The sequence below is a fragment of the Streptomyces sp. NPDC008121 genome (assembly GCF_042957155.1).
GTDB lineage: Bacteria > Actinomycetota > Actinomycetes > Streptomycetales > Streptomycetaceae > Streptomyces.
The window spans coordinates 605,736-627,008 of the sequence record NZ_JBIBHT010000003.1; the positions used below are offsets into that span (position 1 = coordinate 605,736).

General features: G+C 72.8%; 23 protein-coding genes. 10 read left to right on the forward strand and 13 right to left on the reverse strand.

All coding sequences use genetic code 11. The annotated features are described in order from the left end of the window. Positions 1–340: 340 nt before the first annotated feature. Positions 341–1,468 (forward strand): CorA family divalent cation transporter, encoded by a 1,128-nt coding sequence (locus ACFZBD_RS12760; protein WP_391139361.1) that lies wholly within the window; start codon positions 341–343, stop codon positions 1,466–1,468. A 49-nt stretch (positions 1,469–1,517) separates the two neighbouring features. Next, positions 1,518–2,030 carry a hypothetical protein gene (locus ACFZBD_RS12765; protein WP_391139362.1) on the forward strand — a complete coding sequence of 171 codons (513 nt, stop codon included), beginning with the start codon at positions 1,518–1,520 and terminating at the stop codon, positions 2,028–2,030. A gap of 224 nt (positions 2,031–2,254) precedes the next feature. Here ACFZBD_RS12765 and ACFZBD_RS12770 read toward each other — a convergent pair whose 3' ends face one another. Further along, entirely contained in the window at positions 2,255–3,061 is an 807-nt protein-coding gene (locus tag ACFZBD_RS12770) for a hypothetical protein (RefSeq protein WP_391139363.1), read from the reverse strand. A 198-nt stretch (positions 3,062–3,259) separates the two neighbouring features. On the opposite strand from ACFZBD_RS12770, the gene ACFZBD_RS12775 reads away from it, so the two are divergent. Genes ACFZBD_RS12775 through ACFZBD_RS12785 form a run of 3 tightly spaced genes read left to right on the forward strand, consistent with a single transcriptional unit; the run spans position 3,260 to position 6,307 of the window. Further along, positions 3,260–4,531 carry a magnesium transporter MgtE N-terminal domain-containing protein gene (locus tag ACFZBD_RS12775; RefSeq protein ID WP_391139364.1) on the forward strand — a complete coding sequence of 424 codons (1,272 nt, stop codon included), beginning with the start codon at positions 3,260–3,262 and terminating at the stop codon, positions 4,529–4,531. Continuing rightward, positions 4,521–5,129, forward strand: coding sequence for a DUF1003 domain-containing protein (locus tag ACFZBD_RS12780; protein ID WP_391139365.1), 609 nt, complete (start codon positions 4,521–4,523; stop codon positions 5,127–5,129). Before ACFZBD_RS12775 ends, ACFZBD_RS12780 begins: the two co-directional genes overlap by 11 nt. 44 nt (positions 5,130–5,173) lie before the next feature. Next, on the forward strand, positions 5,174–6,307 hold the full coding sequence (locus ACFZBD_RS12785) for a P-loop NTPase (protein WP_391139366.1): 1,134 nt from the start codon (positions 5,174–5,176) through the stop codon (positions 6,305–6,307). Between the two features lie 171 nt (positions 6,308–6,478). Here the strand turns inward: ACFZBD_RS12785 and ACFZBD_RS12790 are convergent, their stop codons facing one another. The 5 genes from ACFZBD_RS12790 to sigE all read right to left on the reverse strand — a co-directional run bounded on the left by ACFZBD_RS12790 (position 6,479) and on the right by sigE (position 11,530). Next, positions 6,479–7,108 carry a hypothetical protein gene (locus ACFZBD_RS12790; protein WP_391139367.1) on the reverse strand — a complete coding sequence of 210 codons (630 nt, stop codon included), beginning with the start codon at positions 7,106–7,108 and terminating at the stop codon, positions 6,479–6,481. Positions 7,109–7,188: 80 nt separating this feature from the next. Continuing rightward, positions 7,189–7,656 (reverse strand): sec-independent translocase, encoded by a 468-nt coding sequence (locus ACFZBD_RS12795; protein ID WP_391139368.1) that lies wholly within the window; start codon positions 7,654–7,656, stop codon positions 7,189–7,191. A gap of 91 nt (positions 7,657–7,747) precedes the next feature. Further along, positions 7,748–9,712 carry a trypsin-like peptidase domain-containing protein gene (locus ACFZBD_RS12800; RefSeq protein ID WP_391139369.1) on the reverse strand — a complete coding sequence of 655 codons (1,965 nt, stop codon included), beginning with the start codon at positions 9,710–9,712 and terminating at the stop codon, positions 7,748–7,750. A 76-nt stretch (positions 9,713–9,788) separates the two neighbouring features. Beyond that, positions 9,789–10,775 carry a zf-HC2 domain-containing protein gene (locus ACFZBD_RS12805; RefSeq protein WP_391139370.1) on the reverse strand — a complete coding sequence of 329 codons (987 nt, stop codon included), beginning with the start codon at positions 10,773–10,775 and terminating at the stop codon, positions 9,789–9,791. Then, positions 10,772–11,530, reverse strand: a complete 759-nt coding sequence (sigE, locus tag ACFZBD_RS12810; RefSeq protein ID WP_391139371.1) for an RNA polymerase sigma factor SigE — start codon at positions 11,528–11,530, stop codon at positions 10,772–10,774. Before sigE ends, ACFZBD_RS12805 begins: the two co-directional genes overlap by 4 nt. 141 nt (positions 11,531–11,671) lie before the next feature. On the opposite strand from sigE, the gene ACFZBD_RS12815 reads away from it, so the two are divergent. Beyond that, the gene (locus tag ACFZBD_RS12815; RefSeq protein ID WP_391139372.1) at positions 11,672–12,337 is read left to right on the forward strand and encodes a class I SAM-dependent methyltransferase; all 666 of its coding nucleotides are present in this window, start codon (positions 11,672–11,674) and stop codon (positions 12,335–12,337) included. A gap of 116 nt (positions 12,338–12,453) precedes the next feature. On the opposite strand, the gene ACFZBD_RS12820 is transcribed toward ACFZBD_RS12815, so the two are convergent. Continuing rightward, the gene (locus tag ACFZBD_RS12820; protein ID WP_006346801.1) at positions 12,454–12,621 is read right to left on the reverse strand and encodes a DUF3117 domain-containing protein; all 168 of its coding nucleotides are present in this window, start codon (positions 12,619–12,621) and stop codon (positions 12,454–12,456) included. A 323-nt stretch (positions 12,622–12,944) separates the two neighbouring features. On the opposite strand from ACFZBD_RS12820, the gene ACFZBD_RS12825 reads away from it, so the two are divergent. Next, positions 12,945–13,748: an enoyl-CoA hydratase-related protein gene (locus ACFZBD_RS12825; RefSeq protein ID WP_391139373.1), complete on the forward strand. Its 804-nt coding sequence runs from the start codon at positions 12,945–12,947 to the stop codon at positions 13,746–13,748. A gap of 61 nt (positions 13,749–13,809) precedes the next feature. Here the strand turns inward: ACFZBD_RS12825 and ACFZBD_RS12830 are convergent, their stop codons facing one another. Both ACFZBD_RS12830 and ACFZBD_RS12835 read right to left on the reverse strand, forming a co-directional pair. Then, positions 13,810–14,394, reverse strand: a complete 585-nt coding sequence (locus tag ACFZBD_RS12830; protein WP_391139374.1) for a DNA-3-methyladenine glycosylase I — start codon at positions 14,392–14,394, stop codon at positions 13,810–13,812. Continuing rightward, positions 14,391–14,711: a DivIVA domain-containing protein gene (locus ACFZBD_RS12835; protein WP_391139375.1), complete on the reverse strand. Its 321-nt coding sequence runs from the start codon at positions 14,709–14,711 to the stop codon at positions 14,391–14,393. The genes ACFZBD_RS12830 and ACFZBD_RS12835 overlap by 4 nt, the downstream gene beginning before the upstream one ends. Positions 14,712–14,815: 104 nt before the next feature. Here ACFZBD_RS12835 and folP point away from each other — a divergent pair, with 104 nt between their 5' ends. Beyond that, positions 14,816–15,676 carry a dihydropteroate synthase gene (gene folP, locus ACFZBD_RS12840; RefSeq protein ID WP_391139376.1) on the forward strand — a complete coding sequence of 287 codons (861 nt, stop codon included), beginning with the start codon at positions 14,816–14,818 and terminating at the stop codon, positions 15,674–15,676. A 115-nt stretch (positions 15,677–15,791) separates the two neighbouring features. Here the strand turns inward: folP and ACFZBD_RS12845 are convergent, their stop codons facing one another. Beyond that, positions 15,792–16,541: a TIGR00730 family Rossman fold protein gene (locus ACFZBD_RS12845; protein ID WP_391139377.1), complete on the reverse strand. Its 750-nt coding sequence runs from the start codon at positions 16,539–16,541 to the stop codon at positions 15,792–15,794. A gap of 75 nt (positions 16,542–16,616) precedes the next feature. Next, the gene (gene dapE, locus ACFZBD_RS12850; protein ID WP_391139378.1) at positions 16,617–17,708 is read right to left on the reverse strand and encodes a succinyl-diaminopimelate desuccinylase; all 1,092 of its coding nucleotides are present in this window, start codon (positions 17,706–17,708) and stop codon (positions 16,617–16,619) included. Between the two features lie 29 nt (positions 17,709–17,737). On the opposite strand from dapE, the gene ACFZBD_RS12855 reads away from it, so the two are divergent. Further along, on the forward strand, positions 17,738–18,721 hold the full coding sequence (locus ACFZBD_RS12855) for a hypothetical protein (protein ID WP_391139379.1): 984 nt from the start codon (positions 17,738–17,740) through the stop codon (positions 18,719–18,721). 310 nt (positions 18,722–19,031) lie between these two features. Continuing rightward, a complete protein-coding gene (locus ACFZBD_RS12860; protein WP_391139380.1) occupies positions 19,032–19,484 on the forward strand; it encodes an ATP-binding protein in 453 nt (150 codons plus the stop codon). A 231-nt stretch (positions 19,485–19,715) separates the two neighbouring features. Here ACFZBD_RS12860 and ACFZBD_RS12865 read toward each other — a convergent pair whose 3' ends face one another. Both ACFZBD_RS12865 and fdxA read right to left on the reverse strand, forming a co-directional pair. Next, positions 19,716–20,822, reverse strand: coding sequence for a bifunctional succinyldiaminopimelate transaminase/glutamate-prephenate aminotransferase (locus ACFZBD_RS12865; protein WP_391139381.1), 1,107 nt, complete (start codon positions 20,820–20,822; stop codon positions 19,716–19,718). An 84-nt stretch (positions 20,823–20,906) separates the two neighbouring features. Further along, positions 20,907–21,227: a ferredoxin gene (fdxA, locus tag ACFZBD_RS12870; protein ID WP_003985062.1), complete on the reverse strand. Its 321-nt coding sequence runs from the start codon at positions 21,225–21,227 to the stop codon at positions 20,907–20,909. Between the last annotated feature and the right edge of the window lie 46 nt (positions 21,228–21,273).

Consider the following 21,273-nt stretch of genomic DNA (forward strand, 5'->3'; position numbering starts at 1 on the left):
CCCGACTACACGTCACACGTCATCCCCCAAGGGGGACCGGCTGGAGGAGGTGGGGCTGCGGTGGATCGAAGTCGATCGGGCAGTACCAAACGCTCTTCCGCCCCGCACCCGAGCCCGGTGCGTATCTCCCGTTTCCGGTGATCCAAGGCCCGTTACGCGGCCCGGCCCCCCGGCATCGCGCACGACGGAAGAGCACTTCGCCTTTGCCTGTCTGTAGCGAACGCCGTCACCGCGACGCAGCGGTGCCGCCCGCTTTGCGGACGTAGGACATCAGGTCCACGCCCCCATTCCGGGCTGTGCCACGCCTCGCCGGCGGCTCCGACGTGAAGGAGCATGCCAGATGTCGATGATCCGTGACCTGCGTGCCGCGGTCCGCCCGTCCCTGCGGCCCTCCCTGCGCAAGACCAGCACCCCCTACGCGGCCTACGACTCGACCCGCGACCCGTCCGCCTCCAGCGCCGTCGTGGACTGCGCCGTCTACCGCGACGGCAGCCGGGTGGACGACCTGGACTGCCTGACCCCGCGCGGCGCGATGAGCCAGGTGCGGGAGGGCGGGGGGTTCGCCTGGATCGGGCTGCACGAGCCGACCGAGGCCGAATTCGCCGGTATCGCCGCGGAGTTCGGGCTCCACCCGCTCGCCGTCGAGGACGCCGTCCACGCCCACCAGCGGCCCAAGCTGGAGCGGTACGACGACACCCTCTTCACGGTCTTCAAGACCATCCACTACGTGGAGCACGCCGCTCTCACCGCCACCAGCGAGGTCGTCGAGACCGGCGAGGTGATGTGCTTCACCGGCCCGGACTTCGTCATCACCGTCCGGCACGGCGGTCAGGGTTCGCTGCGCAACCTCCGCCACCGCCTCCAGGGCGAGCCCGAGCTGCTCTGCAAGGGCCCCTCGGCCGTGCTGCACGCCATCGCCGACCACGTGGTCGACGGCTACATCGCGGTCGCCGACGCCGTCGAGCTGGACATCGACCAGATCGAGATCGACGTGTTCTCGCCGCCCGCCAAGGGCTCCACGCGCGGTGCCGACACCGGCCGGATCTATCAGCTCAAGCGTGAGGTACTGGAGTTCAAGCGGGCCGTCACCCCGCTCCAGCGTCCGATGCAGCTGCTGAGCGAGCGCCCGATGCGGCTGGTCGACCCGGACATCCAGAAGTACTTCCGTGACGTCGCCGACCACCTGGCGCGCGTCCAGGAGCAGGTCGTCGGCTTCGACGAACTTCTCAACTCCATCCTGCAGGCCAATCTGGCGCAGGCGACCGTCGCGCAGAACGAGGACATGCGCAAGATCACGTCCTGGGCGGCGATCGTGGCCGTCCCGACGGCGGTCTGCGGGGTGTACGGCATGAACTTCGACCACATGCCGGAGCTGCACTGGCGGTACGGCTACCCCATGGTGCTCCTCGGCATCACGGCCATCTGTTTCACCATCCACCGCACCCTGAAGCGCAACGGCTGGCTCTAGGCGGTCTGCGGCGCGGGCCCGGTGACCGGCGCTCGGTAGGCTTCCCGCCATGACTAGTACGCCGCTCGGCCCCGCGCTCGTCGAGGAGGCCACCAAGAAGTCCGGCCTCATCTGGGTACGGGGCGACGCGCCGGCCGCCGCGCGGGCCCTGTGGCACGTGTGGCACGAGGGCGCGGCGCACGTCGTGGGCGACGGCCCCGGCGAGCAGCCGCTGCCCGGTCTGGTGGCCGGCTCCACCGCCGAGGTGACCGTCCGCAGCAAGGACAAGGGCGGCCGGATCGTCGCCTGGACGGCGGCGGTGAGCGAGCTGGCCCCCGGCACCGAGGAGTGGGACGCGGCGGTCGCCGAGCTGAAGGGCAAGCGCCTGAACGCCACCGACGGCGAGGCGATGCCGGGGCGTTGGGCGCGGGAGTGCCGGGTGCTGCGGCTGACGCCGCTGGCCTCCACGACGGAGCTGCCCGACGGTTCCCTCGCGGCGGCTCCGCTGCCGTCGGAGGCGACGACCCGCCGCCCCGTCCCGGCCGCGCTCCCCCGCCTGCTGCTCAAGCGCCGCAGGCGCTGACGGCCTGGGTCGTGTCCGGAAAGCAGCGCCGTCTGCCCGCAGGGCAGGGCCCGCGGCGTCTGGTGCGTGCGATCGCAAGGCGGAGGGTCACCCTCGTACTGGGCGTACTCGGGTGATCCCGACAACGCGGCGTGGGGGCACCTCCCGTGCCCGAAGGGCTACGGGGGAGCTCGTGCCAGGCGGCGCGGGCCAGGCGGGACTTTCGACACACGCCCTGGGGGCCGTCAGGTCCTCGGCAGTTGCCTGCCGTAGTCCACGGTCTGGCCGGGCGCCGGCTCCTCCAGCGGGAAGTCCTTGTCCCACTCGGAGAGCACCACCACGCCCGCGCCGCCGCCCCGCGCGAACTGCAGCGGGAACGGGGCGCCGTCCAGCGAGACGTCCAGCGTGCCGCCCTCGCCGTCCTCGCCGCCCTTGACCTTGACCGTCCGCAGGCCGCCGATCTTGTCGCGGTCGCCCTTGACGACGTCCCCGTGCAGCCCGATGAGCCCGTCGAGGAGCAGGTCCATGTCGGTGAAGCCGCGCAGCTGTTTGTACGCGGGGTCGTCCTGCGGGACCTTGACGTACTTGTCGTCGAGCTTGTCGGCCGCGTCGCTGTCGGAGTCCCCGTCGGAGCCGTCCGCGTCCCCGTCCGCGTCCTCGCCGGCCGGGCCGCTCGGCGTCCCCGACGGCTTGTCGTCGGGCTCCCAGAACCCGGCGTCGGCCTTCAGATAGAGCGCCTCGCCGACCCGCAGCAGCTCGAAGGTGCTGTTCTTCGTGGTCACGGAGCCGCTCGCGCCGTCCTGCTTGAGCCGCATGTTGAGCTTGTACGTACCGCCCTTGCTGACCAGCGTCCCGGCCAGCCGTACCGATCTGGCCGCGTCCGCCGCCGACTGGGCCTTCTCCTCGATGGCGGAGGCCGAGAGCTTCCCGACTCCGTTCGTCCCCTCGTCCGGGTCCGCGGCGCAACCGGCGAGCACCGCCGTCAGCCCGGCGCCGAGCGCCACGGGCAGGACGGCCCTGCGAATACGCGATGTCGGAGGGAGAGCGGCCACCTGCGCTGCCTCTCGTGTCGGAGCGGGAGGGGAATGGAGCAGTCCGCAGCGTACCCGGCAGGTGGGCCCCCACCGCAGGCAGCCGTACGGGGGCGCTGCCGGGGCGCGCCGTAAGGGCACGGGCTAGCCTGAATCAGGCATGGATCAGCATCGACACGGGACCGACCCGAATCGTGCGGCACCGAGGAGGCGCGTGGCATGGCGGCAGGCGCCCCCCGGATCTTCGTCTCCCACATCGCCGGTGTGCCCGTCTTCGACCCCAACGGCGACCAGGTAGGCCGCGTCCGGGACCTCGTGGTCATCCTGCGGGTGGGCCGCCGCCCGCCGCGGCTCCTCGGCATGGTCGTCGAGGTGCTGAGCCGCCGCCGGGTCTTCGTGCCGATGACGCGGATCACGGGCGTCGAGTCGGGCCAGGTCATCACCACGGGCGTGGTGAACATGCGGCGGTTCGAACAGCGTCCCACCGAGCGGCTCGTCCTGGGCGAGCTGCTGGACCGGCGGGTGAGCCTGGTGGAGAGCGGCGAGGAGGTCACGGTGCTCGACGTGGCCATCCAGCAGCTGCCGGCCCGCCGCGACTGGGAGATCGACAAGGTCTTCGTGCGGCGCGGCAAGGCGGGGGCGCTGCGCCGCAAGGGCGAGACGCTGACCGTGGAGTGGTCGGCGGTGACCGGCTTCTCCCTCGAGGAGGAGGGGCAGGGCGCCGAGAACCTGGTCGCCACCTTCGAGCGGCTGCGCCCGGCCGACCTGGCGAACGTGCTGCACCACCTCTCCCCCAAGCGGCGCGCCGAGGTGGCCGCCGCGCTCGACGACGACCGGCTGGCCGACGTCCTGGAGGAGCTGCCGGAGGACGACCAGATCGAGATCCTCGGCAAGCTGAAGGAGGAGCGGGCCGCGGACGTCCTGGAGGCGATGGACCCGGACGACGCGGCCGACCTGCTGTCCGAGCTGCCCGAGGAGGACAAGGAGCGGCTGCTCACCCTGATGCGGCCGGACGACGCCGCCGACGTGCGCCGGCTCCTGGCGTACGAGGAGCGGACCGCGGGCGGTCTGATGACGACGGAGCCGATCGTGCTGCGGCCGGACGCCACCGTCGCGGACGCCCTGGCCCGCGTACGGCAGCAGGACCTGTCCCCGGCGCTCGCGGCGCAGGTGTACGTCTGCCGGCCGCCGGACGAGACGCCGACGGGGAAGTACCTCGGCATGGTGCACTTCCAGCGGCTGCTGCGGGATCCGCCGTTCACGCTGGTCAGTTCGCTGGTGGACAGTGATCTTCCACCGCTCTCGCCGGGCACCGCGCTGCCCGCCGTGACCAGCTACCTCGCGGCCTACAACATGGTCGCCGCGCCGGTGGTGGACGAGAGCGGGTCCCTGCTCGGCGCGGTCACCGTCGACGACGTACTCGACCACCTGCTGCCGGAGGACTGGCGGGAGACGGAGTTCCACGACGAGGGGCGAGGTCATGGCGGCTGAGCGGACGCAGGACCGGGACCGGGAACGCGACCGGGAACGGGAGCGGGACCGGGAACGGTCGATGCCCCGGATCCGGCTCGACCTGCCGCGCGAGCGGCGGTCCCGGCTGCTGCCGGAGTACGACCCCGAGGCCTTCGGGCGGCTCTCCGAGCGGATCGCCCGCTTCCTGGGCACGGGACGCTTCCTGGTCTGGATGACCCTGACGATCATCGTCTGGGTGCTGTGGAACATCTTCGCGCCGGCCCCGCTGAAGTTCGACGAGTATCCGTTCATCTTCCTGACGCTCGCGCTGTCGCTGCAGGCGTCGTACGCGGCCCCGCTGATCCTGCTCGCGCAGAACCGGCAGGACGACCGTGACCGGGTCAACCTCGAACAGGACCGGAAGCAGAACGAGCGGTCGATCGCGGACACGGAGTACCTGACGCGGGAGGTCGCGGCGCTGCGGATGGGTCTGGGCGAGGTGGCCACGCGCGACTGGATCCGGTCGGAGCTCCAGGATCTGATCAAGGAGATGGACGACCGACGGGAGGGTCACCGGGAGCACCGGGATCTATTCCCTCCGGGCGGCGATCACCGAAGTGACGTACCCGACCGCTGACAAGTCTTTCCGGGCCCGGGTGTCGGCGCCGTACCATCGTCCGTATGGCTACGGAAGACGCGGTGCGCGAAGCGCTGGCGACGGTGAACGACCCCGAGATCAACAAACCGATCACCGAACTCGGCATGGTCAAGTCGGTGGAGATCGGAGCCGACGGCAGGGTCGCCGTCACGGTCTACCTCACCGTCTCCGGCTGTCCGATGCGTGACACGATCACGCAGCGCGTCACCGACGCCGTCTCCCGGGTGGAGGGTGTGACGGGCGTCGACGTCACGCTGGACGTGATGAGCGACGAGCAGCGCAAGGAGCTGGCCGCGGCCCTGCGGGGGACGACGGCCGAGCGTGAGGTGCCCTTCGCCAAGCCCGGTTCGCTGACCCGGGTCTACGCCGTCGCCTCCGGCAAGGGCGGTGTCGGCAAGTCCTCCGTGACCGTGAACCTGGCCGCGGCGATGGCCGCCGACGGGCTGAAGGTCGGTGTCGTGGACGCCGACATCTACGGCCACTCGGTGCCCCGCATGCTGGGCGCGGACGGCCGTCCGACCCAGGTCGAGAACATGATCATGCCGCCGTCCGCGAACGGCGTGAAGGTCATCTCCATCGGCATGTTCACTCCGGGCAACGCCCCGGTGGTGTGGCGGGGCCCGATGCTGCACCGCGCGCTGCAGCAGTTCCTCGCGGACGTCTACTGGGGCGACCTGGACGTCCTCCTGCTCGACCTGCCGCCGGGCACCGGTGACATCGCGATCTCGGTGGCGCAGCTCGTGCCGAACGCCGAGATTCTCGTCGTCACGACCCCGCAGCAGGCCGCGGCCGAGGTGGCCGAGCGGGCCGGCTCGATCGCGGTGCAGACGCACCAGAAGATCGTCGGCGTGGTCGAGAACATGGCGGGCCTGCCGTGCCCGCACTGCGACGAGATGGTGGACGTCTTCGGCACCGGCGGGGGCCAGAAGGTCGCCGACGGTCTGACGAAGACGACCGGCGCGACGGTTCCGGTCCTCGGCTCCATCCCGATCGACGTCCGGCTGCGCGAGGGCGGCGACGACGGCAGGCCGGTCGTCCTGACGAACCCGGAGTCCCCGGCCGGCGCGGCGCTGCGCTCGATCGCGGGCAAGCTGGGCGGCCGTGCGCGCGGCCTCTCGGGCATGAGCCTCGGCATCACCCCGCGCAACAAGTTCTGAGGGTCCTTCCGGACCGGAGAAGGGCGCCGCTCGTGACGAGCGGCGCCCTTTCTCATGCCCTCCCGGTGCCGTCAGGACTCCCTTGCGAGAGTCCCGTCGGGCCGGGAACACCCGGCGCGCGCGTACGCCTCCGGACGGCGGGCCGCGCGTACGCCTCCGGACGGCGGGCCGTCAGCGGTAGGCGCCGAGGTCCGCCACCGCGGCGAAGCCGAGCCCGTAGGCGCTCATGCCGCGCCCGTACGCGCCGATGTGCACCCCGGCGCGGGTCTCGCCCGCCAGGACCCACCCGAACTCGGACTCCCGGTAGTGGAACGGCATCGGGACCCCGTCCACCGGCAGCGACAGCGAGGACCACTCCGGCCCGTCGAGGTCGTCCGCCAGCTCGAAGGCCGTCTCCGTCTGCTGGTCCAGCCAGTCGTCGCGGAGCGTGTGGTCCAGCTGGGCGGGCCAGGTGTACGCCAGGAGCCCCGAGCCGGCCAGCCAGGCGGCGGAGGAGACCGTGGTCGCGTCCAGCACGCCCGTACCGTCACCTGTGCGGCGCACGGGGCTCGCGGCGACCGTGACGACGACCGCGAAGCGCTCCTTCTCGGGCACACTCGCGTCGGACTTTATCGACGGCTCGTCGCCGTGGCCCATCGCCCCGTGCTGAACGCTCCCGTCCGCCGCCGTGCCGACCTGCATCAGCCACCGGTCACCGGTGAACGCGTCGTCAAGGCCGTACCAGGCGAAGTGCGCGCGCTGATAGCCCTCGGCCGTGCGCCGGGCCGCGGGCATACCCTCCACCCGACTCGTGGTCTCCATCTCGGCCGCCTCCTCGATCCGTCGTGTCCGCGTCGGCGGACAACAGATGGAGGATAGCGACCGGCTTGCACCAGGTTGTGTCAGGTCGCGTCGGAGTCGTACGGAGGTCGCTCGACCGTGTCCGGCTTGTCCTGCTTCTTGGTCAGCGCGTCGGCGGAGCCGTTGACCGCCGCCGGGACGGAGGAGGCGGCGACGGAGGAGGCCGCCGACGACGTCTGCTCACGGCCGTGGACCGCGTCGGCGACGTCGTTCATCTCCTTCTTGAGGTCGAAGCTGCCGCGCAGGTCCTTGAGCTCCTTGAAGTCCTCGCTGTCCTCCAGCTGCTTGCGGAGGAAGGTCTTGGGGTTGAGGTCCTCGAACTCGAAGTCCTTGAACTCCGGCCCCAGCTCCGTGCGGATGTCCTGCTTCGCACTCTCGGAGAAGTCGCGGACCTTGCGGATGAAGCGCGAGACGTCCTGGATGACCTTCGGCAGCTTGTCCGGTCCGAAGATGAGCACGGCGAGGACCACGAGCGCCACCAGCTCGAGTATGCCGAGGTCGTTGAACACCTTGCCGCTCCTTACACAGGGTCCGGGGCCCGCTCCACGGTACCCGCCCGAACTGCCGGGCGGGTACCGTGCGGCGTCTGCCACATGACGCTCAGGTGCCCTGCGAGGAGCCGAGCGTCAACGTCTTGGTCTGCTCTTTGCCTCCGCGCAGCAGGGTGAGCTCCAGCCGGTCGCCCGGGCGGTGGGCGCGGATCTTCACGATCAGCTCCTCGCCGTTGTGGACCCGCTGGCCGTCGACCTTGGTGATGACGTCGCCGGGGCGGATGCCCGCCTTGGCGGCCGGGCCGCCGGGGGTGACGGACGCGGAGCCGTCCTTGCCCTTGTCGCCGACACGGGCGCCGTCGCCGCTGAACTGCATGTCGAGGCTGACGCCGATGACGGGGTGGCTGGCCTTGCCGGTGTTGATGAGCTCCTCGGCGACGCGCTTGCCCTGGTTGATCGGGATGGCGAAGCCGAGGCCGATGGAACCGGACTGGCCGCCGCCCTCGCCGCTCGTGCCGTCGCCGGCCGCGCGGATGGCGCTGTTGATGCCGATGACACGGGCCTTGGAGTCGACCAGCGGGCCGCCGGAGTTGCCGGGGTTTATCGGCGCGTCGGTCTGCAGCGCGTCGACATAGCTGACGTCGCTGCCGTCGCCCTTCTCGCCGCCGGCCGTGATGGGCCGCTCCTTGGCGCTGATGATGCCGGAGGTGACGGTGTTCTGGAGGTCGAAGGGGGCGCCGATGGCGACGACCGGGTCGCCGACGCGGACGTTGTCGGAGTTGCCGAGCGGCAGCGGCTTGAGGCCGGAGACGCCGGTGACCTGGACGACGGCGAGGTCGTAGCCGCTGTCCTTGCCGACGAGCCGGGCGCGGGCGGTCTCGCCGCTGCTGAAGGTGACCGAGATGTCCCCGGCGGAGGTGGCCGAGTCGACGACGTGGTTGTTGGTGAGGATGTGGCCCTTGGTGTCCAGGACGAAGCCGGTGCCGGTGCCCGAGGAGCCGGCGCCGTTGACGTGCAGGGTGACCACGCTGGGCAGGGCGCTGGCGGCGATCCCGGCGACGCTGTCGGGGGCGCGTCCGGAGTCCTCGGGGCCTGCCTGGGGCAGCTCGATGGTGGAGATGCCGCCGTTGCGCTCGACGTAGGCGCCGACCGCGCCGCCCAGGACGCCGGTGGTCAGGGCCAGGACGAGCACGCCGACCAGCCCGAGCGCCCGCCGGGAGCCGCGCTTGCCGCCGGTCGCGACGGAAGCGGCCGCGCCGGGCGAGGACCAGGGGTCGTACTGCACCCACTGCCCCGCGGCGGGCGCGGCCGGCGGCGGCGGCGGCGGTACGGTCCCGCCGGGCGCGGGGGCCGGCATCGCCTGCGGCGCGGCCTCCGGCGCCGGGGCGGGTGCGGGGGCGTGGGCTCCCGGCGCGGGAGCCGGCCGCTGTACGGGCGGGGCGGGCGCCCAGGGCCCGGGCCCGCCGTAGGGCGGGGTGCGGTACTCGTCGGGCTCGTGCAGCGGCCGCGGCTCGGGCTGCGGAGACGGCGGCACCTGCGCAGAACTCTGCCGCGGCACGTGCGCGTCGGCGGCCGGGGCGTCGGAGGGCGCCGGGGCCTCGTGCTTGGTCAGCAGATCGGCGGGCCGCTGCTCCAAAGCCGGTGACGGGTCCGCGGGCCGCTGCTCCGGCCCGGCGGCCGGGACGCCGGTGGGCGCCGGGGCCTCGTGCTTGGTCAGCAGATCGGCGGGCCGCTGCTCCAAAGCCGGTGACGGGTCCGCGGGCCGTTGCTCCGGCCCGGCGGCCGGGGCGTCGGAAGGCGACTGGGCCTCGTGCTTGGTCAGCAGGTCCACCGGCTGCTGCTCCGGCCCGGCGGCCGGGGCCTCGGGCCGCGTCAGTGGGGCCGCCGGGCGCTGGTCCGGGGTGGGCGGGGTCGTCGCCGGGGGTGCGGGCGCGTCCGTGGGGGTGGGCGCGGCGAGGGTGAAGTCACCCTCGTCCGCGACCGGTGGCTCCGGCGCCGTCACCGGCGTGTCCGCCGTGCTCGTAGGCCGGCTCCACCACTTCGGCTTCTGGCCGGTGGGCTTCCCGTCGTCCATGCTCTCCCCGCAACAGCTGACCTGTCCGCGCCCCCTGGCGAAGGGCGCCCCTGCCTGGATTCAACCAGGTCCGGGCTCAGCGGTGTGCGGTGAGCGGGGTCGCGGTCGGGCCGGGGGCCGCCTGGTGGGGCGCGGGCGGGGTCACCGTCGGGCCGGCGGCCGGGAGCGGCCCCGGCGCGAAGGCCAGCCGGAGGGCGGGCCCCGTGGGGCGTATGAACGGCGAGAGCGCGAGGAGGGACTGCGTGGCCGGCGCCTGGAGCCGCAGGGGCATCACGGGCGCCGAGGTGCCGTCGGCCGCGTCGCCGCCGGGGACCAGCGGTCCGGCCACGATCGTGCCGGGCGCCGAGATCGCTCCGCCGGGTGCGGCCGCCGTGGCGGGGGTGGGCCGCTCGCCGGAGCGGGCTCCACGGCCGGGTGCCGTGCTCGCGTTCGTACCGACCGCGGTGCCGGTGCCCGTGCCGCCGACGCCGGTGGCGGCGGCCCGCTGCGGGGTGACGTTGTTTCCCGTGCCCGCGCCGCGCGCACCGGCGTTCACCGACGCCTCCAGCGGCAGGGCGCCGCCGAGGGCGATGGCGGCGAAGGAGACCGCGCTGGCCGCGGCGATGCCGAAGCGGCGGCCGCGCCAGGGGGAACGGTCGTGCTCGGCACGCGGGCCGACCTCGTGGATGCGGAAGCCGGAACGCGGGGAGACGGGCGCGGCGGTGGCGAAGCCGGCGGACCTCATCCCGGCGATACCGCCGCCGGAACCGGTCCCGCCCAGGTCGAAGAGGTCGTCGAAGCCTCCGCCCCTGCGGTCGTCACCCCCGGGGTCGCCCGGTCCCCCGGGCAGCCCTTGGAGCCGGGCGAGCAGCCCGGCGGAGGGCGGCGGCGGGGCCGTGGAGGCGAAGACGCTCTTCAGCCTGCGCTGGGCGTCGGCCTCGGCCTTGCACTTGGCGCAGGTCGCGAGGTGCGCGAGGACCCGCTCGCGGGCGTCGTGGCCCAGTTCGCCGTCGACGAGCGCGGCGAGCCGGTCCCCGAGATGCTGCTCCGCGGGGGTCGGGCCGACAGGACGAGAACCGCTCACGCCGTCCCGCCCTCCCAGCCGACGACGGCCAGCGCGCGCTCCGCCCGGGCCTCGGGCGAGCGGTGCTTCAGCGCCTTGCGGAGGTGCGAGCGGCCGCGGTGGATGCGGCTGCGCACGGTGCCGAGCTTCACGCCGAGCGTGGCGGCGATCTCCTCGTACGAGAGTCCTTCGATGTCGCAGAGGACGACCGCGGCCCGGAACTCGGGCGCGAGGGTGTCCAGGGCCTGCTGCACGTCGGCGTCGAAGTGGGTGTCGTTGAACACCTGCTGCGGCGACGGCTCGCGGCTGGGCAGCCGCTCGGCGGCATCGTCGGCGAGCGCGTCGAAGCGGATCCGCTGCTTGCGGCGGACCATGTCGAGGAAGAGGTTGGTGGTGATGCGGTGCAGCCAGCCCTCGAAGGTGCCCGGCGTGTACGTCGACAGGGAACGGAAGACGCGGACGAAGACCTCCTGGGTGAGGTCCTCGGCGTCGTGCTGGTTGCCGGTCAGCCGGTAGGCGAGGCGATAGACCCGGGCACTGTGCGTGCTGACGATCTCCTCCCATGTGGGCGGAGTCCACGCCTGCGATTCCGCATCCGATGCGAAGGTCGCGGTGGTGGGTGCGGCGTCGGCGGTGTGGAAACGGTCAGCGGTGTCGGTCACGGATTTCGGCTCACCCGCCGACCTGAGAAGACGCCGAAGCACTCCTCCCCGGTCCCCAGGCGCAGCCGCACCTCCCCTGTCGGCTCTGGTGGTGTCCAGTGGAGCCCCTACCATAGCCACCTCGCCCGTTAGCTCCGGATAAGAATCTTTACGCGAATTTGGGGACGGCTCGCCGGCCGTCCCGTCCGCGTCCTCACCCTCTAGGAACGCCCGGTCCCATCTGCGGGTTCCCGTACGCAGCGGATACAGTCACCGTTGCGCCAACTAAGGGGACAGGAGAGGGCCATTACCGCCAACCGGCAGACGAGCTGGGCGTTCGCCGACGCCTTTGTCGCCGAGGACGAAGCGCTGCGCTGGGCCCGTGAGCGGGCCCGGGAGACAGCGCTCCCCTCGGTGTCACCGGGCACCGGCGCCGCGCTGCGCCTGCTGGCGGCCACGGCGGACGCCAAGGCGGTGGCGGAGATCGGTACGGGCACGGGCGTGTCCGGTATCTATCTGTTGCACGGGATGCGGCCGGACGGGGTACTGACCACGGTCGACATGGATCCGGAGCGCCAGCAGTTCGCGAAGACGGCGTTCCGCGCGGCCGGTTTCGCGGGGAACCGGGCGCGGTTCATCCCCGGGCGCGCCCTGGAGGTCCTGCCCCGGCTGGCGGACGGCGGATACGACCTCGTCTTCTGCGACGGCGACCGGCTGGAGAGCCTGGACTATCTCGCTGAATCGTTGCGCCTGCTGCGACCGGGGGGTCTGGTCTGCTTCGAGGGCGTCTTCGCGGACGGCCGCACGGTCGACTCGGCGGCTCAGCCGTCGGAGGTGCTGCGGGTGCGGGAGCTGCTGCGGGCGGTACGGGAGAGCCAGGAGCTGCTGCCGACGCTGCTGCCGGTCGGGGACGGCCTGCTGTGCGCGGTGCGCCGGGGCTGATCCGCCCCCGTGGGCGGTGCGCGGCCCGCGGGTGCGGGGCCCGGGCGGACACGCCTCTGCCCCGGCGCGGTGGGTACCGGGCCGGGGCAGAGGCGGGAAATCCTGGCGTTATCGCGTCAGCCGACTACCTGCTTCAGGGCGTCGCCGAGGGCTTCGGCCTCGTCCGGGGTCAGCTCGACGACAAGCCGACCGCCGCCTTCGAGCGGAACGCGCATGACGATGCCCCGCCCCTCCTTGGTCACCTCGAGCGGGCCGTCGCCCGTCCGCGGCTTCATGGCCGCCATGCTCGTTCCCCTTCCTGAAACCAGCTCATCTCAGCCGACGGCTCCTGTCGAGGAGCATGCGTCACCGGCATCGAACACATTGCTTCCAGGTCATTATCCCGCATCACAGGACCCGATGACCAACATCGGGATGCATCGCTTGTGCAACGCGCTCTCTCAAAACCACCTATTTCGGCGATCGGCCTGCGATACTTCGCCGCTGCTTCCCCTCATGTCTTTGACGCAGGTCACATGTGCGGGGTGGGTGATCTCCGTCATGCTGGGGGTCCTCCCGACGAAGTCCGGGGAGGGTCAAGGACGCGAAGACGCGAAGGGAAGCCGTGATGGCCGACACCGTGCTGTACGAAGTGAGCGACGGGCTCGCCACGATCACGCTCAACCGGCCCGAGGCCATGAACGCGATGAACGTCGAGGCGAAGGTCGCGCTGCGGGAGGCGGTGGAGACGGCCGCGGCGGACCCGGCCGTACGGGCGGTGCTGCTGACGGCGGCCGGGGACCGGGCGTTCTGCGTGGGCCAGGACCTGAAGGAGCACGTGGGCCTGCTGATGTCGGACAAGGAGTCCGGGACCCAGGCCACCATGAACACCGTGCGGGACCACTACAACCCCATCGTGCGGGCCCTGACCGGCATGCGGAAGCCGGTGGTGGCGGGCGTGAACGGCGTCGCGGCGGGGGCCGGTTTCGGCTTCGCGCTGGCGGCGGACTACCGGGTGGTCGCGGAGACGGCGGCGTTCAACACCTCCTTCGCGGGCGTGGCGTTGACGGCCGACTCCGGGATGTCGTGGACGCTGCCCCGGCTGATCGGCGCGAGCCGGGCGGCGGACCTGATGCTCTTCCCCCGCTCCATCGACGCCCGCGAGGCCTACGACCTGGGCATCGTGAACAAGCTGGTCCCCGCGGAGTCCCTGGCCGAGGAGGCCGCCAAGGTCGCCAGGACGCTGGCGGAGGGCCCGACGGTGGCGTACGCGGCGCTGAAGGAGTCCCTGGCGTACGGCGCGGACCACTCGCTGGCCGAGGCGCTGGAGAAGGAGGACGAACTCCAGACGAAGGCGGGCGCGTCGGAGGACCACACGATCGCGGTCCAGGCGTTCATCGCGAAGGAACGCCCGAAGTACCTCGGCCGCTAGGCCGTGTCCTGTCGATCACGCCGCGGCCCTGGCAGGGTCGGCAGGACACCCCCGGGGGGCGTCACCCGTCCCGGCGGGCGACGCAGTCCTTCAGGTGGTCGTCGACCAGGCCGCAGGCCTGCATCAGGGCGTAGGCGGTCGTCGGGCCGATGAAGCGCAGGCCGCGCTTCTTGAGGGCCTTGGCCAGGGCGGTGGACTCGTCGGTGACGGCCGGCACGTCCGCCGTCGTGAGCGGGGCCGTGCGGGTCTTCGGGTCGGGGGCGTACGACCAGATCAGCGTGTCCAGCTCGCCGGGCTCCCACCCGGCGAGCACCTTCGCGTTGGCGAGGGTCGCGTCGACCTTGGCGCGGTTGCGGATGATCCCCTCGTCCGCGAGGAGCCGCTCGCGGTCCGCCTCGCCGAACTCGGCCACCGCGGCGATCCCGAAGCCGGCGAAGGCGCGCCGGAACCCCTCGCGGCGGCGCAGGATCGTGATCCAGGAGAGCCCCGACTGGAAGGCCTCCAGGCAGAGCCGTTCGAAGAGGGCGTTGTCGCCGTGGACCGGCCGCCCCCACTCCTCGTCGTGGTACGCGACGTAGTCGGGGGTGGAGAGCCCCCACGGGCACCGCGGCCGCCCGTCGGGGCCGGGGACCGCCTCGCCGGTCACGGCGTCTCTCCGTGCCCGGGGCGGGCCGCGTCGGCCAGCTCGGCCTCCAGCTCCGCGATGCGGGCGTCCCGCTCCGCGAGCTCGGCGCCCAGGCGGCCGAGGACGTCGTCCACGTCCGCCATGCGGTAGCCGCGGGCCGTGACCGGGAGGCGGAGCGCCTCGATGTCGGCGCGGCCGACGGGACGGGTCGCCGGCAGGGGGTCCACCGGCTGCTCCGGCGCCACCTCGGGCAGCACCTCGCTGTCGCCGCCGCCGACCACCGCGAGAGTGACCGCGGCGACGACCACGACCATCGCGATCAGCAAAAACCAGAACACCAGCGCGCGCCTCTCCGGAGGTGGAAAACGTCCCGTGCCGATCGTGCCATGCGCCACCGACGGTTAGGGTCGCAGGCGAACGGATGCGAGGGAGGACAAAAGGGATGCTGCGCTTGGGACGGCGTGAATTCGGGCCGCACGAGCCGGTGATCATGGCGATCGTCAATCGGACCCCGGACTCCTTCTACGACCAGGGCGCCACCTTCCGCGACGAGCCGGCCCTCGCCCGCGTCGAGCAGGCGGTGGCCGAGGGCGCCGCCATCGTCGACATCGGCGGGGTCAAGGCCGGCCCCGGCGAGGAGGTGTCGGCCGACGAGGAGGCGCGCCGTACGGTCGGTTTCGTGGCGGAGGTACGGCGCCGGCATCCGGACGTGGTGATCAGCGTCGACACCTGGCGCGCCGATGTCGGCGAGGCGGTGTGCCAGGCGGGCGCGGACGTCCTGAACGACGCGTGGGGCGGGGTCGACCCGGGCCTCGCGGAGGTGGCCGCCCGGTACGGCGCGGGGCTCGTCTGCACCCACGCGGGCGGTGCGGAGCCGCGGACGCGCCCGCACCGGATCGCGTACGAGGACGTGATGGCGGACATCCTGCGGGTGACCGTGGGTCTGGCCGAGCGGGCGGCCGCCCTGGGGGTGCGGCGGGACGGCATCATGATCGACCCGGGTCACGACTTCGGGAAGAACACCCGGCACAGCCTGGAGGCGACCCGGCGGCTCGGCGAGATGGCGGAGACGGGGTGGCCGGTGCTGGTGTCCCTGTCCAACAAGGACTTCGTCGGCGAGACGCTCGACCGGCCGGTCAAGGAGCGGCTGCTGGGGACGCTGGCGACGACGGCGGTCTCGGCGTGGCTCGGGGCCCGGGTCTACCGCGTGCACGAGGTGGCCGAGACCCGGCAGGTGCTGGACATGGTGGCGTCGATCGCCGGTCACCGTCCCCCGGCGGTGGCCCGCCGCGGGCTCGCCTGACGCCCGCCCCCGTCTACGGGGAAGGCCGGGCCCCCTCGGCGGGAGCCCGGCCCTTCCGCTCGTCCTCAGCGCCGGACGGCCGGCGCCCGGCCTTCCACCCGGCCTCGGCGGGCGGTCAGCGCCCGGTCTCCTTCGACACCAGCTCCACGGCCTCGTGCACGTCGTCCGTGACGTGGAAGAGCAGCAGGTCGCGTTCCGACGCCTTGCCGCCCGCCACCACCGTGTCGCGGAGCCAGTCGACGAGCCCCTTCCAGTACTCCGTGCCGAAGAGCACGATCGGGAAGCGGGTCACCTTCCGGGTCTGGACGAGGGTCAGCGCCTCGAACAGCTCGTCCAGGGTCCCCAGTCCGCCCGGCAGCACCACGAACCCTTGCGCGTACTTCACGAACATCGTCTTGCGGACGAAGAAGTACCGGAAGTTCACGCCGATGTCGACGTGCGGGTTGAGCCCCTGCTCGAAGGGCAGCTCGATGCCGAGGCCGACCGAGATGCCCTTGGCCTCCCGCGCCCCCTTGTTGGCCGCCTCCATGGCGCCGGGGCCGCCGCCGGTGATCACCGCGAAGCCGGCGTCGACCAGGGCGCGGCCGAGGCGGACGCCCGCCTCGTACTCGGGCGAGTCGGGGCGCGTTCTGGCCGAGCCGAAGACGCTGATCGCGTTGGGCAGTTCGGCGAGCGCGCCGAAGCCCTCGACGAACTCGGACTGGATGCGCATGACCCGCCAGGGGTCGGTGTGCACCCATTCCGAGTCGCCCTCGGTGTCCAGCAGACGCTGATCCGTGGTGCCGGACTGGACCTGGTCCCGGCGCCGCAGCACCGGCCCCTGTCGCTGCTCCTCCGGCTTCCACGCTCCCTCGGGGACACCCATGGCCTGCTCCCTCCACCGATCCACTGATCTTCTGGTTCGGTCAGGGTAGGTCCCCAGACGTGACAAAAAGCGAAATTACGCCTGTCCGTCAGTGAGCCAGTCGCGGAGGCGTGTCTCGCAGTGCCGGATCCGCTCGACGATCACGTGCTCGTCGCGCTTGTGCGCGTACAGAGGGTTACCGGGGCCGTAGTTGACCGCGGGCACGCCGAGGGCGCTGAAGCGGGAGACGTCCGTCCAGCCGAACTTGGGCTGGGCGGTGCCGCCGACGGCCTCCATGAAGGCGGCCGCGGCCGGGTGGGAGAGGCCGGGCAGGGCGCCGCCGCTCTCGTCGTCGACGACGATCTCGGCGACGCCGCAGTCGGCGAAGACCTCGCGGACGTGGAGCAGCGCCTCGGCCGGGGAGCGGTCGGGGGCGTAGCGGTAGTTGACGACGACGGTGCAGGCGTCGGGGATGACGTTGGTGGCGACGCCGCCCTCGATGCCGACGGCGTTGAGCCCCTCGTGGTACTCCAGGCCGTCGATGACCGGCTTGCGCGGCTCGTAGGCGGCGAGGCGGGCGAGGATCGGGGCGGCGGCGTGGATGGCGTTGGAGCCCATCCAGGAGCGCGCGGAGTGGGCGCGCTCGCCTTCGGTGCGCAGGTGGACCCGGAGGGTGCCCTGGCAGCCGCCCTCGACCTGGCCGTCGGAGGGTTCCAGCAGGACGGCGAAGTCGCCCTCCAGCCAGTCCGGGTGGGCCTCGGCGACCTTCCCGAGGCCGTTGAGGTGGGCGGCGACCTCTTCGTTGTCGTAGAAGACGAAGGTGAGGTCGCGGTTGGGCGCGGGGACGGTGGCGGCGATGCGGAGCTGGACGGCGACGCCGGACTTCATGTCGGAGGTTCCGCAGCCCCACAGGATGCCGTCCTCGTCGAGGCGCGAGGGCACGTTGTCGGCGATCGGGACGGTGTCGATGTGGCCGGCGAGGACGACCCGCTCGGCGCGGCCCAGGCGGGTGCGCGCCACGATGTTGTTCCCGTGCCGGTCGACGGTGAGGTGGGGCAGGGTGCGCAGGGCCTGCTCGATCGCGTCGGCGAGCGGCTTCTCGGTCCCGCTGACCGAGGGGAAGTCGACGAGTGCGGCGGTGAGCGCCGGCCCGTCCAGCGTGAGGTCGAGGGGAGCGTTGTCAGCCATGTGCCGACCCTAACCCGGCCTCCAGTACGGTGGGCCTCGTGTCCGAGTCCGCCTCCTTCCCCGGCCGAAACCGCACCTCTCGCCGTCGTGGCCGCGTCGCCAGGGCCACGGCCGGCTTCGCCGTGCTGCTGGCCGTGGTCGCCTATGTGGCCGTGCACTACGTCATCGGGGGCGGCGGCCCCGCGCGGTGCAGTGTGGGCACGGGCGAGAACACGTACGAGTTCACGCCGGAGCAGGCGGCGAACGCCGCCACGATCTCGGCGGTCGGCACGACCCGCGGGATGCCGGAGCGGGCGGTCACGATCGCCCTGGCGACGGCCTTGCAGGAGTCGGCGCTGCGGAACATCGCGCACGGCGACCGCGATTCGCTCGGTCTCTTCCAGCAGCGTCCCTCGCAGGGCTGGGGGACCGCCGAACAGATCCTGGACCCGGTGTACTCCTCGGGGAAGTTCTACGAGGGCCTGGAGAAGGTCCCGGGGTACTCGCGGCTGCCGCTGACCGTGGCGGCGCAGAAGGTGCAGCGCAGCGGTTTCCCGCAGGCGTACGCGAAGCACGAGCCGGACGCGGCGCTGCTGGCGGCCGCACTGACGGGCCGTTCGGCCGCGGCGCTGAGCTGTACGACGGGTCCGGCGCGCGACGGGCTGCCGGGCGATCCGGTGAAGGTGCGTGCCGAGCTGGTGCGGGACTTCGGTGAGAAGGCGTTGCCGCAGGCGGGTCTGGGCGGCGCGGGGAGCGCGGGCGCGCGGGCGGGTGCCGGTCCTGCGGAGCTGGCGGTGCCGGTGCGGGCGGCGGCCGGTTCGCGGGAGCGGCGCGGCTGGGAGCTGGCCCACTGGGCGGTGGCGCGGGCGGACGGGCTGCGCGTGGTGGAGGTCGCGTACGCGGGCAAGGTGTGGCGCGCGGGCGAGGCCCTGGGCGGCTGGTCGAAGACGGGCGATGCCCCCTCCGGTGGTGCCGAGGCCGCCTCCGGGACGGATTCCGTATTCGGCAGCGTCCGAATTCGCCTCGCACAGTAGCCGGTCATCCGTACGGGAATTCACTCGTCCGTGGCGGATACGGGGAACGGGCACCGGGTCATTCACCGGTCGCCGCGCGGGCCTTGGCGCGTCCTTTCATGTCACGGCAATGGCCTTGCGGGACAAGGGAAGTGACGGTTCGGCAGCGTTTGACGCAATGACGTGTTCGCCCGTTTTCCTCCCCACCCGACAATACGACGCATTGCCAATTCTTTACCTTCGGCCGCCGCAACCTCTCCCTCCCCCCGGGCGGTTGTCACTGCGTCCGAACGCCGGACACCGCAAATGTCCTCTCCGTCGAAGGAGCACCATGTCCCTCCCCCTGACCCGTCGGATCGCCCGCGCCGCCCTCATCGTCGCGGCCGGAGCAGCCCCCGTGGTCGGTGCGGCCGGCTCCGCGAGCGCCGTGGACCAGAGCCTCGCGCCGACCGGCGCGCTCTCCGGCATCAGCTCGCTCGACGGCGCCGGAGTCGGCAACGCCGTGGACGGGGCCTCGCAGACCGCCACCGGTGTCGCCGGTGACACCGGGAGCAAGGCCGTCGGCAAGGCCGTCCCGGCCGCCGGCAAGACCATCGGCACGGCCGGCAAGACCGCCACCCCGGCCGCGCAGAAGGCCGCGGGCGACACCGCGGGCAGCGCGGGCGAGATCCTCGGCGAGACCGCCGGCTCGGCCACCGACAGCGCCCCGTCCACGGGCGCCCTCGGCGAGACCCTGCCGACCCAGGGCGTGCCGTCCCTGGGCGGCCTTCCGCTCGGCGGCTGACCGCCCGCGCCCACGGGCGCACGACGAGGGGCCCCGGGGGGGGGCGGGCCCCCGGGGCCCCCCGGGGGGGGGGCGGGCGGGCCCCGGGGGGGGCGGCCCCCGCCCCCCCCCGGGGGGGCCCCCCCCCGGGCCCCCCCCCCCCCGCCGCCCCCCCCCCCCCCCCCCGGCCCCCCCCCGGGGGGCCCCGGGGCCCCCCCCCCCCCCGGGGCCCCTCGTCGTGCGTGCCGGCCGTCAGCCGAGGCGCTTGACCGCCGCCTCGACGCGCTCGTCGGTGGCGGTGAACGCCACCCGGACGAACCGCTCCCCCGCCGCGCCGTAGAAGTCGCCGGGCGCGACCAGGACGCCCTTCTCGGCGAGGTACGCCACCGTCTCCCAGCAGGGCTCGTCCCGGGTCGCCCACAGGTAGAGGCTCGCCTCGCTGTGCTCGATCCGGAAGCCGTGCGCCTCCAGCGCCGTCCGCAGCGCCGTGCGCCGGGCGGCGTACCGCTCCCGCTGCTCGGCCACGTGCGCGTCATCGCCGAGCGCGGCGACCGTGGCGGCCTGCACGGGGGCGGCCGTCATCATGCCGCCGTGCTTGCGGATCTGCAGCAGCTCGCCGAGGACGGCCGCGTCGCCCGCGATGAACGCGGCGCGGTAGCCGGCCAGGTTGGAGCGCTTGGAGAGCGAGTGGACGGCGACGACGCCCTCGTACGTACCGCCGCAGACGTCCGGGTGCAGGACGGAGACCGGGTCGGCCTCCCAGCCCAGCTCCAGATAGCACTCGTCGGAGAAGACGAGGACGCCGTGCTCCCGCGCCCAGGCCACGATCCGGGTCAGCTCGTCCTTGCCGAGGACCTTGCCGGTGGGGTTGGACGGCGAGTTGAGCCACAGCAGCTTCAGACCGGCGGGGTCGAGCTCCGTCGGGTCGTCGTACACGACCGCCTCGGCCCCGCAGAGCCGTGCGCCGACCTCGTACGTCGGGTAGGCCAGGCGCGGGTAGGCGACCCGGTCCCCGGCGCCGAGGCCGAGCTGGGTGGGCAGCCAGGCCACCAGCTCCTTCGAGCCGACGACCGGCAGCACGTTGCGGTGGCCGAAGCCGACTGCGCCGAGGCGCCGCTCGCACCAGCCGGTCAGCGCGTCCCGCAGCTCGGTGGTCCCCCACACCGTGGGATAGCCCGGGGAGTCGGCCGCCGCGACCAGCGCCCGCCGGATCAGCTCCGGCACCGGGTCGACCGGCGTGCCCACGGACAGGTCCACGATGCCGTCCGGGTGGGCCGCCGCCGTCTTCTTGTACGGCTCCAGCTTGTCCCAGGGGAAGACCGGCAGGCGCGATGAGACGGCGCCCGAGACTGCGCTCACGAGATGGCTCACTTCCTCGTACGTACGGAGAACGCGTCGGTCCCGTACAGCGGGCGAGGCCGTACGGGACCGAGGGCGGTTCGATCAGCCGTTCTGCGGCGGCAGAGCGGCGATGAAGGGGTGGTCACGCTCGATCAGGCCGAGCTTGGAGGCACCACCGGGCGAGCCGAGCTCGTCGAAGAACTCGACGTTCGCCTTGTAGTAGTCCTTCCACTCCTCCGGGGTGTCGTCCTCGTAGAAGATGGCCTCGACCGGGCAGACCGGCTCACAAGCACCACAGTCGACGCATTCGTCCGGGTGGATGTACAAGGACCGGGAGCCCTCGTAGATGCAGTCGACGGGGCACTCCTCGATGCATGCCTTGTCCTTGACGTCGACACAAGGCTGCGCGATGACGTAGGTCACGCTGTCGTTCCTCCTCGGTAGGGCTGGTCTGCGCGGGAGCGCGGCG

Coding starts and splice junctions, on each gene's coding strand:
- ACFZBD_RS12820 (WP_006346801.1), bottom strand. CDS start 12,621: ATGGCGGCCATGAAGCCGCGGACGGGCGACGGCCCGCTCGAGGTGACC.
- ACFZBD_RS12790 (WP_391139367.1), bottom strand. CDS start 7,108: ATGGAGACCACGAGTCGGGTGGAGGGTATGCCCGCGGCCCGGCGCACG.
- ACFZBD_RS12775 (WP_391139364.1), top strand. CDS start 3,260: ATGGCGGCAGGCGCCCCCCGGATCTTCGTCTCCCACATCGCCGGTGTG.
- ACFZBD_RS12845 (WP_391139377.1), bottom strand. CDS start 16,541: ATGGGTGTCCCCGAGGGAGCGTGGAAGCCGGAGGAGCAGCGACAGGGG.
- ACFZBD_RS12825 (WP_391139373.1), top strand. CDS start 12,945: ATGGCCGACACCGTGCTGTACGAAGTGAGCGACGGGCTCGCCACGATC.
- ACFZBD_RS12800 (WP_391139369.1), bottom strand. CDS start 9,712: ATGGACGACGGGAAGCCCACCGGCCAGAAGCCGAAGTGGTGGAGCCGG.
- ACFZBD_RS12760 (WP_391139361.1), top strand. CDS start 341: ATGTCGATGATCCGTGACCTGCGTGCCGCGGTCCGCCCGTCCCTGCGG.
- dapE (WP_391139378.1), bottom strand. CDS start 17,708: ATGGCTGACAACGCTCCCCTCGACCTCACGCTGGACGGGCCGGCGCTC.
- sigE (WP_391139371.1), bottom strand. CDS start 11,530: ATGGTAGGGGCTCCACTGGACACCACCAGAGCCGACAGGGGAGGTGCG.
- ACFZBD_RS12780 (WP_391139365.1), top strand. CDS start 4,521: ATGGCGGCTGAGCGGACGCAGGACCGGGACCGGGAACGCGACCGGGAA.
- folP (WP_391139376.1), top strand. CDS start 14,816: ATGCTGCGCTTGGGACGGCGTGAATTCGGGCCGCACGAGCCGGTGATC.
- ACFZBD_RS12860 (WP_391139380.1), top strand. CDS start 19,032: ATGTCCCTCCCCCTGACCCGTCGGATCGCCCGCGCCGCCCTCATCGTC.
- ACFZBD_RS12765 (WP_391139362.1), top strand. CDS start 1,518: ATGACTAGTACGCCGCTCGGCCCCGCGCTCGTCGAGGAGGCCACCAAG.
- ACFZBD_RS12785 (WP_391139366.1), top strand. CDS start 5,174: ATGGCTACGGAAGACGCGGTGCGCGAAGCGCTGGCGACGGTGAACGAC.